Source organism: Hydrogenophaga aquatica (assembly GCF_054780915.1).
This window is the reverse complement of sequence record NZ_BAAGVK010000026.1, coordinates 1-16,130: the sequence shown is the minus strand read 5'-3', so window position 1 is coordinate 16,130 and position 16,130 is coordinate 1. Positions and strand designations below refer to the sequence as shown.

General features: G+C 66.7%; 15 protein-coding genes and 1 pseudogene. 12 read left to right on the top strand and 4 right to left on the bottom strand.

Features of this window, described 5'->3' with window-relative positions:
• The first annotated feature begins 83 nt into the window (after nucleotides 1–83).
• The 7 genes from ACYVHH_RS17215 (at nucleotide 84) to ACYVHH_RS17185 (ending at nucleotide 7,973) form a co-directional block, all read left to right on the top strand.
• Nucleotides 84–1,106, top strand: coding sequence for a LysR family transcriptional regulator (locus ACYVHH_RS17215; protein WP_460566484.1), 1,023 nt, complete (start codon nucleotides 84–86; stop codon nucleotides 1,104–1,106).
• A complete protein-coding gene (locus ACYVHH_RS17210) occupies nucleotides 1,103–2,656 on the top strand; it encodes an ABC transporter ATP-binding protein (RefSeq protein ID WP_460566482.1) in 1,554 nt (517 codons plus the stop codon). Before ACYVHH_RS17215 ends, ACYVHH_RS17210 begins: the two co-directional genes overlap by 4 nt.
• Nucleotides 2,643–3,698, top strand: coding sequence for an ABC transporter permease (locus ACYVHH_RS17205; protein WP_460566480.1), 1,056 nt, complete (start codon nucleotides 2,643–2,645; stop codon nucleotides 3,696–3,698). The genes ACYVHH_RS17210 and ACYVHH_RS17205 overlap by 14 nt, the downstream gene beginning before the upstream one ends.
• Nucleotides 3,699–3,700: 2 nt before the next feature.
• Complete coding sequence (locus ACYVHH_RS17200; protein ID WP_460566478.1) at nucleotides 3,701–4,621, top strand: ABC transporter permease; 921 nt, start codon at nucleotides 3,701–3,703, stop codon at nucleotides 4,619–4,621.
• 60 nt (nucleotides 4,622–4,681) lie between these two features.
• Nucleotides 4,682–5,818 (top strand): BMP family ABC transporter substrate-binding protein, encoded by a 1,137-nt coding sequence (locus ACYVHH_RS17195; RefSeq protein ID WP_460566476.1) that lies wholly within the window; start codon nucleotides 4,682–4,684, stop codon nucleotides 5,816–5,818.
• A gap of 104 nt (nucleotides 5,819–5,922) precedes the next feature.
• Nucleotides 5,923–6,924 carry a Rieske 2Fe-2S domain-containing protein gene (locus ACYVHH_RS17190; RefSeq protein WP_460566474.1) on the top strand — a complete coding sequence of 334 codons (1,002 nt, stop codon included), beginning with the start codon at nucleotides 5,923–5,925 and terminating at the stop codon, nucleotides 6,922–6,924.
• Complete coding sequence (locus ACYVHH_RS17185) at nucleotides 6,924–7,973, top strand: adenosine deaminase (RefSeq protein ID WP_460566472.1); 1,050 nt, start codon at nucleotides 6,924–6,926, stop codon at nucleotides 7,971–7,973. The genes ACYVHH_RS17190 and ACYVHH_RS17185 overlap by 1 nt, the downstream gene beginning before the upstream one ends.
• Before the next feature lie 28 nt (nucleotides 7,974–8,001).
• Here ACYVHH_RS17185 and ACYVHH_RS17180 read toward each other — a convergent pair whose 3' ends face one another.
• Both ACYVHH_RS17180 and ACYVHH_RS17175 read right to left on the bottom strand, forming a co-directional pair.
• Complete coding sequence (locus tag ACYVHH_RS17180) at nucleotides 8,002–8,658, bottom strand: DsbA family oxidoreductase (protein ID WP_460566470.1); 657 nt, start codon at nucleotides 8,656–8,658, stop codon at nucleotides 8,002–8,004.
• A 72-nt stretch (nucleotides 8,659–8,730) separates the two neighbouring features.
• A complete protein-coding gene (locus ACYVHH_RS17175; RefSeq protein ID WP_460566468.1) occupies nucleotides 8,731–8,985 on the bottom strand; it encodes a hypothetical protein in 255 nt (84 codons plus the stop codon).
• A 161-nt stretch (nucleotides 8,986–9,146) separates the two neighbouring features.
• On the opposite strand from ACYVHH_RS17175, the gene guaD reads away from it, so the two are divergent.
• The 5 genes from guaD (at nucleotide 9,147) to ACYVHH_RS17150 (ending at nucleotide 15,319) form a co-directional block, all read left to right on the top strand.
• Nucleotides 9,147–10,460, top strand: a complete 1,314-nt coding sequence (gene guaD, locus ACYVHH_RS17170; RefSeq protein WP_460566466.1) for a guanine deaminase — start codon at nucleotides 9,147–9,149, stop codon at nucleotides 10,458–10,460.
• Nucleotides 10,461–10,576: 116 nt separating this feature from the next.
• On the top strand, nucleotides 10,577–12,076 hold the full coding sequence (locus ACYVHH_RS17165) for an efflux transporter outer membrane subunit (protein WP_460566464.1): 1,500 nt from the start codon (nucleotides 10,577–10,579) through the stop codon (nucleotides 12,074–12,076).
• Nucleotides 12,073–13,371 (top strand): efflux RND transporter periplasmic adaptor subunit, encoded by a 1,299-nt coding sequence (locus tag ACYVHH_RS17160; RefSeq protein WP_460566462.1) that lies wholly within the window; start codon nucleotides 12,073–12,075, stop codon nucleotides 13,369–13,371. Before ACYVHH_RS17165 ends, ACYVHH_RS17160 begins: the two co-directional genes overlap by 4 nt.
• Complete coding sequence (locus ACYVHH_RS17155; protein WP_460566461.1) at nucleotides 13,368–14,111, top strand: ABC transporter ATP-binding protein; 744 nt, start codon at nucleotides 13,368–13,370, stop codon at nucleotides 14,109–14,111. Before ACYVHH_RS17160 ends, ACYVHH_RS17155 begins: the two co-directional genes overlap by 4 nt.
• A complete protein-coding gene (locus ACYVHH_RS17150) occupies nucleotides 14,111–15,319 on the top strand; it encodes an ABC transporter permease (protein WP_460566459.1) in 1,209 nt (402 codons plus the stop codon). The genes ACYVHH_RS17155 and ACYVHH_RS17150 overlap by 1 nt, the downstream gene beginning before the upstream one ends.
• Before the next feature lie 19 nt (nucleotides 15,320–15,338).
• Here ACYVHH_RS17150 and ACYVHH_RS17145 read toward each other — a convergent pair whose 3' ends face one another.
• Nucleotides 15,339–15,851 carry a chemotaxis protein CheW gene (locus tag ACYVHH_RS17145; protein ID WP_460566457.1) on the bottom strand — a complete coding sequence of 171 codons (513 nt, stop codon included), beginning with the start codon at nucleotides 15,849–15,851 and terminating at the stop codon, nucleotides 15,339–15,341.
• A gap of 58 nt (nucleotides 15,852–15,909) precedes the next feature.
• A pseudogene (locus tag ACYVHH_RS17140) lies at nucleotides 15,910–16,130 on the bottom strand (methyl-accepting chemotaxis protein); the annotation flags it as partial.

The following is a 16,130-nucleotide window of genomic DNA, read 5'->3' as shown; positions in this document are numbered from 1 at the left end:
TTCGGTGTCATGCGCGCTAGGGTAGCGTTTCCTGCTCGGCAGCAACATATATGCCACTGTATGCCGCCAATGTGAAGCAAGGTATGAAGGATCAAACGCTTTTCGACAAGATAGACCTCCATCTCATCCGGGTCTTGCATACCGTGCTCACTGAACGCAACGTTTCCCGCACAGCCCTTCGCCTGGGCATGTACCAGCCGGCCGTCAGCGCCGCGCTGCGGCGGCTGCGTGAGCTGTCGGGCGACCCGTTGCTGGTGCGTTCGGGCACGGGCATGGTGCCCACGGCGGTTGCGCTGCGAATGATCGAGCCTGCGGCCAACATCCTGCGGGCCGCCGAGGTGATGTTCTCCGACGCGCGCCGCTTCGACCCGGCCACTGCGCGCCACACCTTCACGCTGGCGGCCAGCGACTACCTTGACCCCTTCTTCCTGCCACAGCTGGTCACCCACCTTAAGACGCAGGCGCCGCTGTGTCCCATCGAAATCCACACCCTTTCGGGTGATTCCGACTACCACCGCCGCCTGGCCCAGGGCGAGGTGGACGTTGTCATCGGTAACTGGCCGCAACCACCGGGCGACCTCCACCTGGGCCGCCTGTTCGGTGACGAAATCGTCTGTCTGGTGTCACGCGAGCACCCGGCGGTGCGGCGCGGCTGGGACGTGGACGCCTGGCTGCAGGCGGACCACATCGCACCCATGCCCATGCACCCGGGCGGGCGGGGAGTCATCGACCTGCACCTGGGCACCCTGGGGCTGACCCGCAACATCACCACGCGCTGTCCGTATTTCAGCCTGATTCCTTCCATGGTGGCATCGAGCTTGCTTGTGCTGACCACCGGCCGCAAGTTCTGTGAGCGTTTCATCGACCAGTTGCCCGTGGAAATCCTTCCCTGTCCCGTTCCCTTCCCGCGCCTCATGTACTATCAGCTGTGGCATGAGCGCACCCACGCGTCGCCTGCGGCCCAGTGGCTGCGTGACAGCATCAAGACGGTGGCATCCGCGCTGCGGCAGGACGAGTCGCAGCCCGACGAAGCGCCCATTCCCGCCCGGCAGGCCAAGTCCGGCCGTCCCTCCCGAGCCCAACGCACCAACGCCCCAGCCGCATGAGCCATCACGCACGTCTACAGCTGACACAGATCACCAAGCGCTACCCGGGCGTGGTGGCCAACGACAACGTTTCACTCACCGTGGCACCGGGCAGCGTGCACGCCGTGCTGGGCGAAAACGGTGCGGGCAAGTCCACGCTCATGAAGATCATCTACGGTGCCGTCAAACCTGACGATGGCGCGGTGCTCTTCAACGGCAAGCCGGTGCACATCCGCAACCCTCAGGAGGCGCGCGCGCTGGGCATCAGCATGGTGTTCCAGCACTTCAGCCTGTTCGACACCCTCACCGTGGCCGAGAACGTGTGGCTGGGCCTGGACAAATCGCTTTCGCTGCAGGAGGTGAGCGAGAGCATCAGCGTCAAGGCGCGCGAGTACGGGCTGGACATCGACCCCGCGCGCCCGGTGCACAGCCTGAGCGTGGGCGAGATGCAGCGCGTCGAGATCATCCGCGCGCTGCTCACCAACCCGCAGCTGCTGATTCTTGACGAGCCCACGTCCGTGCTCACGCCGCAGGCGGTGGAAAAACTGTTCGTGGTGCTGCGCAAGCTGGCCAGCGAGGGTTGCAGCATCCTCTACATCAGCCACAAGCTGCACGAGATCCGCGAGCTGTGCGACGCCTGCACGGTGATGCGCGGCGGCAAGGTCACTGGCGTGTGCGACCCGCGCCAGGAAAGCAACGCTTCCCTGAGCCGCCTGATGATCGGGGCCGAGCCGCCCAAGCTGGAAGCGCGCCCGTACGCGCCTGGCGACGTGGTGCTGGACGTGAAGGGCCTGACCCTGGCAAGCGACGATCCCTTCGGCACCCATTTGCGCGATGTGATGCTGCAGGTGCGCGCTGGCGAGGTGGTGGGCATTGCAGGGGTGTCGGGCAATGGGCAGGGGGAGCTGCTGTACGCGCTGTCCGGCGAGAACCCGCGTTCGCCTGCGGGCAGCATCCGCATGGGCACACAAGACGTGTCGCGCATGGCGCCGGGGCGCCGCCGCAAGCTGGGCCTGCACTTTGTGCCGGAAGAACGCCTGGGCAGGGGGGCGGTGCCCACGCTCAGCCTGGCGCAGAACCTGCTGCTGTCGCGTCGAGACGCCATCGGCACACTTGGGTGGCTCAAGCTGGGCGCGCTGCGCGAACAGGCCGCCGACATCATTGCCCGCTACAAGGTCAAGGCCAACGGTCCGGACGCGGCGGCCAAATCGCTGTCGGGGGGCAACCTGCAGAAATTCATCGTGGGCCGCGAGATCGAGGCCAAACCCAAACTGCTCATCGTCAGCCAGCCCACCTGGGGGGTGGACGTGGGCGCCTCGGCGCAGATACGCGGCGAGATACTGGCCCTGCGCGACGCGGGTTGCGCCGTGCTGGTGGTGAGCGAGGAGCTGGACGAATTGTTTGAGATATGTGACCGCATGCACGTGATTGCCAAGGGGCGCCTGTCGCCCAGCGTGATGCGCGCCGACGCCACGGTCGAGCGCATCGGGGAATGGATGTCGGGCCTGTGGGACGCCCCGGCCAATGCGCCCGCGGGTGCGCGCGAGGAGGTGGCCCATGCTCAAGCTTGAAGTCCGGCCCCAGCCGTCGAAGGTCTGGAGCTACGCCTCGCCGCTTCTGGCGCTGGTCATCACCGTCGTCATCGGCGTCATCCTGTTCGCCGCGCTCGGCAAGGACCCGGTGCGCGGTCTGCAGGTGTTCTTCGTGGAGCCGCTCAAGTCCTGGTATGCGGTGGGCGAACTGATGGTCAAGGCCACGCCGCTGCTGCTCATCGCGCTGGGGCTGGCGGTGTGCTTCCGCTCCAACGTGTGGAACATCGGCGCCGAGGGGCAGTTCGTCATCGGTGCCATCTGCGCTGGTGGCGTGGCCCTGCTGGCCGACAAGACCACGGGTCCCTGGATCGTGCCCGCCGTGCTGCTGGCAGGCGTGCTGGGCGGCATGGCGTGGGCGGGCATCACCGCCTTGCTGCGAGACCGCTTCAACGCCAACGAAATCCTCGTCAGCCTGATGCTCGTCTACGTGGCGGTGCAGGTGCTCAACTATCTTGTCTATGGGCCATGGAAAGACCCCATGGGCTTCAACTTCCCGCAGACCAAGACGTTTGAGAAGGTGGCCATGGTGCCGCGCCTGTTCGACGGTTCGCGTGTGAGCATCGGCCTGGTGCTGGCGCTGGCGGGTGTGGCGGCGGTGTGGGTGTACCTGTTCCGCACCTACTCTGGCTTTGCACAGCAGGTGGGCGGGCTGGCCCCGGCGGCGGCGCGCTACGCGGGCTTCTCGTCAAGGCGCGCGCTGTGGATCGCGCTGCTGGTGTCGGGTTCGGCAGCCGGGCTGGCGGGCGCGCTGGAAGTGGCCGGCCCCATCGGCCAGCTCACGCCGTATGTGCCGGCGGGCTATGGTTTTGCCGCCATCATCGTGGCGTTCGTGGGGCGACTGCATCCGCTGGGCATCGTGTTCTCGGCCATCCTCATGAGCATGTTCTACATCGGCGGTGAGCTTGCGCAGTCCCGTCTGGGCCTGCCCAAGTCCATCACTGGCGTGTTTCAGGGCCTGCTGCTGTTTGCCCTGCTGGCCTGCGACACGCTCATCGCCTACCGCATCAAGCTGAGGAAGTGAACATGGAATCCACGGCTCTGCTCATTGCTGCCTCGCTCAATGCGGGCACCGTCCTGGCCATCGCATCGCTGGGTCTGCTCATCAACGAAAAGGCGGGCATTGTCAACCTGGGCGCCGAGGGCATGATGCTCTGTGCCGCGCTGGCGGGTTTTGCCACCGTGGCCCACACGGGCAGCACGCTTGCCGGTTTTGGTGCAGGCATGCTCGCGGGTGCAGCGCTTGCGGTCATCTTCGGTGTGCTCGTCATCTGGCTCAACACCAACCAGTACGCCACCGGGCTGGCGTTGTCGCTCTTCGGGGCCGGTTTCTCGGCCTTCGCGGGCACCTCGTACGTGCAGGCCAAGCTGCCCGAGCAGGCCCAGTACGCCATCCCGCTCCTGGCGGACATTCCCTTCCTGGGCAACGCGCTGTTCCGTCACCATCCCATGGTGTACGTGGCCGTGGCGCTCACCGCCGGGCTCATCTGGTTCCTCTACCGCACCCGCGCCGGTCTGGTGCTGCGCAGCGTGGGCGAGAGCCCCGAGTCCGCGCATGCCCTGGGTTACCCGGTGCGACGCATCCGCCTGATGGCGGTGGCTGGCGGTGGCGCCTTGTGCGGCCTGGCCGGTGCGTACGTTTCCACGGTCTACACCCCGCTGTGGGTGGAGGGCATGATCGCAGGCAAGGGCTGGATCGCCCTGGCGCTCACCACTTTCGCCACATGGCGTCCGGCACGCGTCTTGCTGGGTGCCTACCTGTTCGGCGGCGTCACCATGGTGCAGTTCCACCTGCAGGGCATGGGCGTGAATGTGCCGAGCCAGTTCCTGACCATGCTGCCCTACCTGGCCACGGTGGTGGTGCTGGTGCTGATTTCCCGCAACCCGCAGTGGATTCGCGTGAATATGCCCAGCTCCATCGGCAAACCGTTCTATCCGGGCTCATAATTTCGTTTGGTTCGTTTTTCGTTTCGTTTCGTTTCATCAACACCGCTCTCAGGAGTCGACATGACCAACATCAACAAACGTTCCTGGCTGAAGGTGGCCGCGCTCACCGCGCTGGCCAGCGCAGCCCTCATTGGCTGCGGCAAGAAGGAGGAGCCGGCTGCGGCGCCCGCTCCCGTGACCGAGGCGCCCAAGGCAGAACCGCTGAAGATTGCCTTCGCCTATGTCGGCCCGGTGGGGGACGGCGGCTGGACTTTCGCCCATGACAACGGCCGCAAGGCCCTGGAGGCGGAGTTCGGTGACAAGGTCGTGACTTCCTTCGTCGAGAACGTTCCCGAGAGCGCCGACGCCGAGCGCGTGCTGCGTGACCTGGCTGGCCAGGGCAACAAGCTGATTTTCGGCACCACCTTCGGCTACATGGAGCCCATGCTCAAGGTGGCGGGTGACTTCAAGGACGTGAAGTTCGAGCACGCCACCGGCTACAAAACCGCCGACAACATGCGCACCTACGACAGCCGCACCTACGAAGGTGCGTACATGGCTGGCGTGATTGCCGGTGCCATGACCAAGACCAACACCCTGGGCGTGGTGGCTTCCATCCCAATCCCCGAGGTGATCCGCAACATCAACAGCTTCACGCTGGGCGCGCAGTCGGTCAACCCGAAGGTCAAGACCAAGGTGGTGTGGGTCAATGGCTGGTTTGATCCGCCGAAAGAGACCGAGGCTGCCACGTCCCTCATCAACGGCGGCGCTGACGTGCTGATGCAGAACACCGATTCTTCCGCTGTGCTGCAGACCGCCGAGAAGATGGGCAAGCGCGCCTTCGGCTGGGATTCCGACATGACCGCCTACGGTCCCAAGGCCCACCTGGGTTCCGCCGTCATCAACTGGGGCCCGTACTACATCAAGGCCACCAAGGACGCGCTGGAAGGCACCTGGAGCACTGGCGCCGTGTGGTGGGGCCACAAAGAAGGTGCCATCGACATGGTTTCCATCGCCGAGGACGTGCCCGCCGACATCAAGGCCAAGATCGACACCGTCAAGGCTGGCCTGAAGGACGGTTCCTTCTCCATCTGGAAAGGCCCGATCGTGGGTCAGGACGGCAAGGAAGTCCTGGCCAAGGACCAGGTGGCGGATGACGCCTTCCTGGGCGGCATCAAGTTCTACGTCAAGGGCGTGGAAGGCAAGCTGCCCAACTGATCTGACGCAGGTCAAGGCAAGCCACCGGAGCCATCGGCCCGGTGGCTTTTTTCATCATTCTGACTGGCTGTAACCGGGCCAGTTCTGGTAGGCTGGAATCCCATATGCAAGCCATCGAGCATACTTTCTGGCATCCCGTGGCAGCAGCCATTGATGTGGCGCAGCAACCCATGGCAGCGACGCTGCTGGACGAACCCCTGGTTCTGTGGCGCGACGGCCAGGGCGCCGTCCACGCCTGGGCAGACCGCTGCCCGCACCGGGGGGCGCGTCTGTCGCTGGGGCGGGTGTCTGACGGGCAACTGGCCTGCCCCTACCACGGCTGGCGTTTCGAGGCTGGCGGGCGCTGCGTGCACGTGCCGGTGCAGCCCGCCTTTGTGCCCCCGGCCAGCCACTGTGCCCGGGTGTTCGAGGCGCAGGAGCGCCATGGCCTGGTGTGGGTGCGCCTGGCGCCACCGGCGCCCGGGCTGCCGGAGCCGCTGCTGGCACCGCCGCAGTTCGCCCCGGGCGAGGCGGCAGGCTGGCGCCAACTGGTCTGCGGCCCCTACGAGGTGGCTACCAGCGCCCCGCGCCTGGTGGAGAACTTCCTGGACCTGAGCCACTTCGGCTTCGTGCACGAGGGCTGGCTGGGCACGCCCGGCCATGCCGAGGTGGACCCCGGAGACGTGCGGGAGTTGCCCGAAGGGGTGACGGTGAACCAGTGCCGGGCCTGGCAGCCGCGCGCCTACGCGGGCGCCAACGAAGGTGCGTGGATCGCCTACCGCTACGACGTCCCAGCGCCTTACACGGCGCTGCTGGCCAAGGACGCGACAGAAGAGCAGGGGCCCCGCAACGCCATTGCGCTCTTTATCTGCCCGCGCACTGCGGAATCCTGCACGGCCTGGTTCGCCATGGCCACCTTCAACGACACGTCCAGCGACGAAGAATTGCGCCGCTTCCAGGACGCCGTGTTCGCGCAGGACAAACCCATCGTCGAATCACAAACCCCCAAGCGCCTGCCCGTGAGCGCCGCACCACCCGTGCGCGAGGTCCACGGCCCGGCCGACCGCGTTTCCAGCGCCTACCGGCGCTACCTTGCCCGCCTGGGCGTCACCTTCGGAGTCTGCTGATGTTCCACGTACCTCACGTCTCGCCCGCCCGTCTGCCGCAGGTGCTGCGCCGCATGCCCAAGGCCGAACTGCACATCCACATCGAAGGCTCGCTCGAGCCCGAGCTGATCTTCAAGCTGGCCGAGCGCAACCACGTGAAATTGCCTTACGCCAGCGTGGATGAGCTGCGTGCGGCATACGCCTTCAAGGACTTGCAGAGCTTCCTGGACATCTACTACGCCGGGGCGAGCGTGCTGCTCAAGCAGGAGGACTTCTTCGACATGGCCTGGGCCTACCTGGAAAAGGCCGCTGCCGAGAACGTGCTGCACACCGAAATCTTTTTCGACCCCCAGACCCACACCGCGCGCGGCGTGCCCATGGAAACGGTCATCCTTGGGCTGCACCACGCCTGCCAGCGCGCGCACCAGGAGTTCGGCATCAGCGCCAAGCTCATCCTGTGCTTCCTGCGCCACCTGAGCGAGGAAGACGCCTTCGCCACGCTGGAGGCCGCGCTGCCCTGGCGCCACCATTTCATCGGTGTGGGGCTGGATTCCAGCGAGCTGGGCCACCCGCCCGAAAAGTTCGAACGTGTGTTCGCCAAGTGCCGGGAACTGGGCTTGCACGTGGTGGCGCACGCGGGGGAAGAGGGGCCGCCGGCCTACATCTGGAGCGCGCTGGACGTGCTCAAGGCCGAACGCATCGACCACGGCGTGCAGGCCGTTAAAGACCCAGCCCTGATGCAACGCCTGGCCAGCGAACAGGTGCCTTTGACGGTGTGCCCGCTGTCCAACGTGAAGCTGTGCGTGTTCCCCACCATGGCGCAGCACAACATGCGCCAGTTGCTGGATGCGGGGCTGCGTGCCACCGTCAACTCCGACGACCCGGCCTACTTTGGCGGTTACCTGAACGAAAACTACCTGCAGCTCTTCGCTGCGCTTGACCTGGACGTGCGCCACGCCTACCAGCTGGCGTGGAACAGCTTCGAGGCCAGCTTTGCCGACGAAGCGTCAAAACGCAGCTGGGAACACCAGCTCAAGGACTACTTCACCCGCCTGCGCGAGCACGACTGAGCCCCCCAGGTTCGCTGCGCGGCCCTGTTCAGGCTGCGCCCGAAGCGATCTGCCGCAGCGCCTGCACGAACACCTCGGGCGGCTGGCCACCCGAGATCAGGTGACGGTCGTTGATGACGACGGCCGGGACCGAGCGGATGCCGTGCCCGGTGTAGAAGGCTTCGTGTTCGCGCACGTCCTGTGCGAACTCGTCGCCGGCCAAGATAGCCCGGGCACGCTCCAGCGGCAGGCCCACCTGCCCGGCCACGTCCAGCAGCACCTCGTGCGACTCCATGCTGCGCGCCTCACCGTGGTAAGTCACCAGAAGGGCCTTCTTCAGCGTGTGCTGCAGGGCAGGGTGCTCCACCGCCGCCCAATGCAGCAGGCGGTGCGCGTCAAACGTGTTCCAGATGCGGCCACGGCCCGCTGCATTGAACACAAAGTCCACGTCCGCGCCGCGTTGGCGGATGGTTTCGCGGATCTGTGCCTGCTGTTCAGGCGTGGAACCGTATTTCTCGGTCAGGTGTTCGGTGATGTCCTGCCCGCCGGGCGGCATCTGCGGGTTCAGCTCGAAGGGCTGAAAACGCAGGTCGGCACTCACCTCGCCGTCCAGGCGCGACAGGGCCTTCTCCAGTGAAGCCAGGCCAATGGCACACCACGGGCAGGAAACATCGGAAACGAAGTCGATCTTGAGGCGGGCGGTCATGGTGTCGGCAAGTCCAGTGGATGGCAAAGGCGCCATTTTGTGCCCGCGCTCAAAACCCTGCCGGGTCCGGCCTCAATGCGCGTGGCGCATGCCGCAGGATTTGCCCAGGGCCAGTCCCTTGCAGGCCTTTTGCAGTTCTTCCTGGCAAACCTTTTCACCCTTGCCCGATTCCAGGCACTTGGCGGCGGCCTCGTGCGCTGCGGCCATGGCACGGTGGCGCTGGATGTCTTCCTTGATCTCCTTGTCGCTGTGTTGTTGTTGCGCCCAGGCGGGGGCGCAGAGCAGGCCGATACAGGTGGCGATGGACAGGAGGTGGCGGTTACGCATGGTTGTTCCCTTGTTCAAAAACGGTGGATCACGGGGGCAGACTGTGCCCTTGCTTCCAGCGTAGCAAAGCTGTCAAGCCCCTGGCGTGCCTGTGCCCAGCACATAAAGTCTATCGGGCCGGTGTTATGCGCATCGGGGCTGTACGCGCTAAGCTTGCCGCCATGAAAGCCTACCGCGCCGCCATTCTCTGGTTCGACCCCGATGCAGATCTTCCCACCCCCCGTTACGAGGCCGACGGCCTGCTGGTGGTCGGTCCAGGGCCGGACGGGGCGAAAGGGCCGCGGCTGGTGCGGGCCGTGGGCGCCTACCGGGAGCTGGCAGACCGCTTTCCCGGCGTGCCCATCGAAGAACTGCCTGGGCGGCTCATCGCCCCGGGCTTTGTGGACTTGCACATCCACTACCCGCAGACCGACGTGATCGGCTCGCCCGCCGAAGGCCTGCTGCCTTGGCTGGAGCATTACACCTTCCCGCACGAGTCACGCTTTCACGACCCCGCCTACGCGGGCGAGGTGGCCGGTTTCTTCCTGGACGAGCTGGCTCGCAACGGCGTGACCACCGCGTTGACCTTCGCCACGTCCCACCCGGCGTCGGTGGACGCCCTGATGAGCCGCGCCCAGGCACGCGGCCTGCGCCTGATCGCAGGCAAGGTGCTTCAGGACCGCCACTCCCCCGACGGCGTGCGTGACCAGACCGAGCAGAGCCTGATCGACACCGAGCACCTTATCCAGCGCTGGCACGGCCAGGGGCGGCTCGGCTACGCCATCACACCGCGTTTCGCGCCCAGCTGTTCCGATGCGCAGATGCGTGGCGCAGGCGAGCTGGCCGCACGCTACCCCGACGTGTGGGTGCAGTCCCACGTGGCCGAGAACGTGGACGAGGTGCGGTGGGTGCAGGCGCTGTACCCCAACGCGCGCAGCTACCTGGGCGTGTATGGCGATTTCGGCCTGCTGCGCGAACGCGCCATCTACGCCCACTGCATCCACCTGGACGACACCGACCGCGCCCTGATGCGCGAGACCGGCACAGCCGCCGCCGTCAGCCCCACCAGCAACCTGTTCCTGGGCAGCGGGTTCTTCGATTACGCGAGCGCAGACCGCGCGGGTTTCCGCTACGGCCTGGCCAGCGACGTGGGGGGCGGCACCAGCTTCAGCCCCTTCCACACCATGCTGGCCGCCTACCACGTGGGGCGGGCCAGCGTTACGGGTGGTGGCTTGCCCAAGCAGGGGGTGAGCCTGGCGCCCAGCCACCTGTGGTGGCAGCACACGGCGGGTGCCGCACGTGCCCTGGGGCTGGACGGCGTGGTGGGCAATCTTGCCCCGGGCTGCGAGGCGGATTTCCTCGTCCTCGATCCGGGCGCCACGCCCCTGCTGGCGCGCAAGACCGCACAGGCCGACAGCCTGGAGGAGCTGCTGTTCGCGCTGATCGTGCTGGGCGACGACCGCTTGGTGCAGCGCACAGTCATCGCGGCGGGTTGACCCCCCCGCAAGGGGCTTTACACAGCCTTTACCCGTGTTTCGCCGGAACGAAAAACGATTGCGCCACACTATACATATGGCTGTTCGAATCCGTGACGGCAAGACACAGGGTATTCATGCGTTCTTTCCATCAGTTCAGGCGACTTGACGCGGCCCCCACGCCAGGGACTTTCGCTGCCCGCGCGGCTGTTGCGGTAACGGCGCTGGCATTGGCCGGTTGCGCCAGTCTTGCACCCAGCGAGGTGCCCGCTTCCTCGGTCGAGGTGCCAGCCCAGTGGAGCCGGGCGCCGCAAGGCATCACAGCGTCTGACGGTGCCGAGGCAGTGGCCACGTGGTGGCTCGCCTTCAACGATCCCTTGCTCAGCCGCTGGGTTGAGCAGGCATTGCAGTCCAACCAGAGCCTGCGCAGCACCCAGGCGGCCTTGCAGCAGGCGCGCGCCCAGCGCGACGTGACGGCCGCGTCCGGCGCCGTACGCGTGGGGGCATCGGGTTCCGCGCAGCGCAGCAAGGCGGGTGACAACGCCACAGGCAACGCCTTCCGTGCCGGCTTTGATGCCAGCTGGGAGCCCGATGTCTTTGGCGCGCGCAGCAGCGCCGAGGCCGCCAGCGAGGCCGATCTGCGGGCCGCGGCAGCCAACCTGGGCCAGGCCCGCATCAGTCTGGCCGCCGAAGTGGCGGTCAACACCATACAGCTGCGTGGCTACCAGACGCGTTTGCGCCTGGCCCGCGAGAGCCTGGCCAAGCAGCTCGAATCGCAGCAGTTGACACAATGGCGTGTGCAGGCGGGCCTGGCTTCATCGCTGGATCTGGAGCAGGCGCGTGCCGCCATCGAACAGACCCGCGCCGCGCTGCCAGCGCTGGAGACCAGCATTCAGCAAACGCTGAATGCGCTGGCCGTGCTCACGGGCCGCGCGCCGGGTGCCTTGCAGCGCGAACTCGCCCAGGCGGGTGACGCGGCCTTGAGCGGCGTGCCGCAGCCGCCAGCGCAACTGGCCATGCGCTTTCCTGCAGACGCGTTGCGCCAGCGGCCCGATGTGCGTGTGGCCGAGCAGCGCGTCGTGGCCGCCTGGGCACGTGTGCACCAGGCGGACGCCAACCGCTTTCCCAGCCTGTCGCTCAGCGGTTCCCTGGGCCTGGCGGCCCCCCGTCTGGGTGATTTGCTGGACGTGGCATCCCTCACCCGCAGCGTGCTGGCCAGCGTGTCCGCTTCGCTGCTGGATGGTGGCGCGGCTCGTGCCCAGGTGCGCGTGCAGCAGGCTGCACTGGAGCAGGCGCGGCTGGCGCACGAGCAGGCCGTGCTGACCGCGCTGCAGGATGTGGAGGACGTGCTCGTGGCCCTGGATGGCAACCGCGAGCGCCTGGCGCGGCTGGAAGCCGCCGTCGAGGCCGCATCGAATGCGGAGCTTCTGGCCCGCCAGCGTTACGCCAGCGGCCTCATCGACTACCCCACCTTGCTCGACACGCAGCGCACGTTGCTTTCCGCGCAATCCGAACTGGAAACCACCCGCGCCACCTGGAGCGCGGACCATGTGCGGCTTTACAAGGCCCTGGGCGGCGGCTGGACCCCCGCCGACGCTGAACGCGCTGTCCAAGCCATTTCTTCCAACGCCTCATGAACACCAAGCCTACTGTCCCTTCCAACGACGTGCATGCCCTGCTGGGCGATGACAGGCCGCCCAGGTGGTGGCAGCGCCCGCTGCTGTGGGGGGCGGTGCTGGCTGTGGCGGCGCTGGCTGGGGGCGGGTACTACTACCTGTCCACGCAGAAGAGCAAGGCGGCTCCCAGCTTCGTGACCGAGCCCTTGCGCACTGGCGACCTCACGCTCACTGTCTCGGCCAACGGCACGCTGCAACCCACCCGGCTGGTCAACGTGGGCAGCGAACTGTCGGGCACCGTGCGCGAGGTGCTGGTGGACAAGAACGACCGCGTCAAGAAAGGCCAGGTGCTGGTGGTGCTGGACACGGCCAAGCTGCAGGACCAGGTCAACAGCTCGCGTGCCGCGCTGGCGTCGGCCCAGGCCCAGGTGGCACAGGCCACAGCCACCCTCAAGGAGGCCAAGGCACAGCTGGAACGCCAGGAGGAAGTGGCACGCCTGTCTGGCGGCAAGGTGCCCTCCGCCGCAGAGCTGGACAGTGCCCGCGCCGCCGTGGACCGAGCTGTGGCCGCCGAGGCCAGCGCCCGCGCCGCCGTGCAGCAGGCGCAGGCCACCTTGTCCACGAACGAAACCAACCTGTCCAAGGCCTCCATCCGCTCACCCATCGACGGCGTGGTGCTCACGCGCTCGGTCGACCCGGGCAATGCGGTGGCGGCTTCCTTGCAGGCGGTCACGCTTTTTTCGATTGCGCAAGACCTCAAGGAACTGCGGCTGGAGGTGTACGTGGACGAGGCTGACGTGGGTGTGGTCAAACCTGCGCAGAAGGCCACCTTCACGGTCAGCTCCTACCCCACCCGCCGTTACCCCGCCGAGGTGACGCGCGTGGATTACGGTTCCACCAAGACGGAGAACGTGGTCACCTACGTCACCACGCTGGACGTGGACAACGCCGACCTGAGCCTGCGCCCCGGCATGACCGCCACGGCCAGCATCGTGGCCACCGAGCGCAAGGGTGTGCTGCTGGTGCCCAATACGGCACTGCGCTTTACCCCTCCCAACAGCAACGGTGCTGCGCAACAGGGCAGCGGGGTGCTGTCAAAGATGTTCCCGCGCATGCCCAGCAGCGGCACCAAGACGGCACGTGCCGAACGCAGTGGTGGCGTGCGCCAGATCTGGGTGCTCAAGGATGGGCAGCCCCAGGCCATGCAGGTCACCACTGGCATCAGCGACGGCCGCTCCACCGAAGTCTCTGGCGAAGGCCTGCAAGAGGGCATGACCGTGATCACCGGGCTGATGAGTGCCGGGGCAGGCAAATGAGCGAGCCGACGCCGGGCGCGCCGCTCATCGAGCTGCGTGGCATCACCAAGGTCTATGGGCAGGGCAACACGGCCTTCCAGGCACTCAAGGGCGTGGACCTGGCCATTGACCGGGGGGACTTCGTCGCCATCATGGGCCCCAGCGGCTCGGGCAAATCCACCGCCATGAACCTGCTGGGCTGCCTGGACACGCCTACCACCGGGGAATACCTGTTCCAGGGGGTGCCGGTGCAATCCCTTTCGCGCGACGAGCGGGCGCGCCTGCGCCGCCGTTTCTTCGGCTTCGTGTTCCAGGGCTTCCACCTGCTGGCGCGCACCACAGCGCAGGAAAACGTGGAACTGCCCCTGGTGTACCGGGGCGAACCCGCTGCGCAGCGCCACGCTGCCGCCCGGCGCGCGCTGCAGGCCGTGGGTCTGGAGGGCTGGGAGCACCACACGCCTGCCGAACTGTCCGGCGGCCAGCAGCAGCGCGTGGCCATCGCGCGTGCCATCGTCACCGAGCCGCAGGTGCTGCTGGCCGACGAACCCACCGGCAACCTGGACTCGCAGCGCAGCCACGAGATCATGGAACTCATCCAGCGTCTCAACCGGGAGTTCGGCATCACGGTGCTCATGGTCACGCATGAACACGACATTGCCGCTTACGCCCGGCGCATTGTTCATTTCCGCGACGGCGTGGTGGAGCGTGAGCACCACAACGGCACGGCGGGCCAGACTGCGGCAGTGGTGGAGGCACACTGATGTTCTTCAACACCCTCGTCCTTGCCATCCGCTCCATCCGGCGCAACCTGCTGCGCTCGTTCCTGACCGTGCTGGGCATCGTCATTGGCGTCGCGGCGGTCATCACCATGGTCACCGTGGGCAATGGCGCCACGCTGGCCATACAGACGCAAATCTCCGGCCTGGGCACCAACCTGCTGCAGGTGCGTCCCGGCCAGCGGCTGGGCCCAGGCAGCGGTGGCTTCTCGGCGCCGTCGTTCAAGCTGGGCGATGCCGAGGCCATTGCCTCGCAGATCGGCGGCGTGCTTACCACCGCGCCGGAAACCCGCACCAGCACCACAGTGGTGGCCATGGGCCGCAACTGGTCCAGCAGCATCATCGGCAGCACCAACGAGTGGCTGGTCACGGGCAACTGGAGCGTTACCGACGGCCGTGACTTCACAGACGACGAACTGCGCGCCGGGGCTGCCGTGTGCCTGATTGGCGAGACCGTGCGGCGCGAGCTGTTCGGCAACACCTCGCCCGTGGGCAGCGCCGTGCGGGTGCGGCAGATGTCCTGTGAAGTGATCGGCGTGCTGGGCTCGAAAGGGCAGGGCGCCTTTGGCAACGATCAGGACGACCTAGTCCTCATGCCCATCAACACCATGCACCGCCGTGTGGTGGGACACACGCGCGTGCACACCCTGCTGGTGTCCATGGTGGAAGGGGCCGATGCCGACAGCGTCAAACGCGGCGTCACCCAACTGCTGCGCGAGCGGCGCAAGCTGGCCGATGGCGACGAGGACAACTTCAACGTGCTCGACACCAAGCAGCTCGGGGAGACGCTTTCCGGCACCACCCGGGTGATGACCATGCTGCTGGGGGCAGTGGCAGCCGTCAGCCTGCTGGTGGGCGGCATTGGCATCATGAACATCATGCTGGTGAGCGTGACCGAGCGCACCCGCGAAATCGGCCTGCGCCTGGCCATCGGCGCGCTGGAACGCGAGGTGCTGCTGCAGTTCCTGATCGAGGCCGTGGTGCTGGCGGCGCTGGGCGGCCTGGTGGGCATGGCCCTGGCGCTGGCGGCCAGCGTGGGCCTGTCGGCCCTGATGAGCGTGCCCTTCGTGTTCAACGTGGGCGTGAATGTGCTGGCGTTCGTGTTCTCTGCCGGTATTGGCGTGCTGTTCGGCTACTTCCCGGCACGCAGCGCGGCACGGCTGGACCCCATCGAGGCCCTGCGGCACGAGTAACCGCAGGGTGGAGTTTAGGTCAGGCCGCCAACGCCTCCTGCTGCGCGGCCGCGACGACGGCGACTTCATCAATCGAGAGGATGCGGTTGACATCGAGAATGACGACGAACCTGCCGGCGATCTTGCCCATGCCCTTGATGAAGTCGATGCGGATGCGAGCGCCAAATGCCGGAGGCGGCTCGATCTCGGTAGGCGGTATCTCCAGCACCTCGGACACCGCATCCACCACGATGCCCATCTGCTGGGTCTGGCCCTGCCCGGTGCCGGTCTCGATGATCACGATGCAGGTGCGCTTGGTCACGTCGCGCGGCTGGCGGCCGAAGCGCACTGCCAGGTCGATGACGGGCACCACCGCGCCGCGCAGGTTGATGACCCCCCGGATGAAAGGCGGCGTCATGGGCACCTCGGTGAGCTGGCCGTACTCCAGGATCTCGCGGATGGAGAGGATGCCGATGGCAAACATCTCCTCGGCCAGGGTGAAGGTAAGGTACTGCTGCTGTTGCTCGCCGGTAAGGGGTTTAGCCAGTAGCATTGAGGGCTGCGCGCCGCTCGCAGTTTCCGAAGAGGGAGCTTGCGTCATTCCGCTTCCCTCAGGCGAACCGCGCGAAGCTGGCCTCGTCCACGCCGTTGAGCGCGAGTGGCTTGCGGGGGGACATGGCAGTGGTCTTTGGGGCGGCATGCGCACTGGCAGCGTTGTCCGGACTCACTGCTGGTGTCCGTGCCGTTCGTTGCACATGGCCCAGGTTGAAGAAGCTCATGAGCTGCTGCAGGTTGTTGGCCTGGGAGCTCATCTCCTCGGCCGTGGCGGCCA

Bases quoted from the DNA above. Each gene is read 5' to 3' on its own strand.
- ACYVHH_RS17215 (WP_460566484.1), top strand. From the start codon at position 84: ATGAAGGATCAAACGCTTTTCGACAAGATAGACCTCCATCTCATCCGG.
- ACYVHH_RS17180 (WP_460566470.1), bottom strand. From the start codon at position 8,658: ATGACCGCCCGCCTCAAGATCGACTTCGTTTCCGATGTTTCCTGCCCG.
- ACYVHH_RS17145 (WP_460566457.1), bottom strand. From the start codon at position 15,851: ATGCTACTGGCTAAACCCCTTACCGGCGAGCAACAGCAGCAGTACCTT.
- ACYVHH_RS17185 (WP_460566472.1), top strand. From the start codon at position 6,924: ATGTTCCACGTACCTCACGTCTCGCCCGCCCGTCTGCCGCAGGTGCTG.
- guaD (WP_460566466.1), top strand. From the start codon at position 9,147: ATGAAAGCCTACCGCGCCGCCATTCTCTGGTTCGACCCCGATGCAGAT.
- ACYVHH_RS17165 (WP_460566464.1), top strand. From the start codon at position 10,577: ATGCGTTCTTTCCATCAGTTCAGGCGACTTGACGCGGCCCCCACGCCA.
- ACYVHH_RS17155 (WP_460566461.1), top strand. From the start codon at position 13,368: ATGAGCGAGCCGACGCCGGGCGCGCCGCTCATCGAGCTGCGTGGCATC.
- ACYVHH_RS17160 (WP_460566462.1), top strand. From the start codon at position 12,073: ATGAACACCAAGCCTACTGTCCCTTCCAACGACGTGCATGCCCTGCTG.
- ACYVHH_RS17150 (WP_460566459.1), top strand. From the start codon at position 14,111: ATGTTCTTCAACACCCTCGTCCTTGCCATCCGCTCCATCCGGCGCAAC.
- ACYVHH_RS17195 (WP_460566476.1), top strand. From the start codon at position 4,682: ATGACCAACATCAACAAACGTTCCTGGCTGAAGGTGGCCGCGCTCACC.
- ACYVHH_RS17190 (WP_460566474.1), top strand. From the start codon at position 5,923: ATGCAAGCCATCGAGCATACTTTCTGGCATCCCGTGGCAGCAGCCATT.
- ACYVHH_RS17200 (WP_460566478.1), top strand. From the start codon at position 3,701: ATGGAATCCACGGCTCTGCTCATTGCTGCCTCGCTCAATGCGGGCACC.
- ACYVHH_RS17205 (WP_460566480.1), top strand. From the start codon at position 2,643: ATGCTCAAGCTTGAAGTCCGGCCCCAGCCGTCGAAGGTCTGGAGCTAC.
- ACYVHH_RS17210 (WP_460566482.1), top strand. From the start codon at position 1,103: ATGAGCCATCACGCACGTCTACAGCTGACACAGATCACCAAGCGCTAC.
- ACYVHH_RS17175 (WP_460566468.1), bottom strand. From the start codon at position 8,985: ATGCGTAACCGCCACCTCCTGTCCATCGCCACCTGTATCGGCCTGCTC.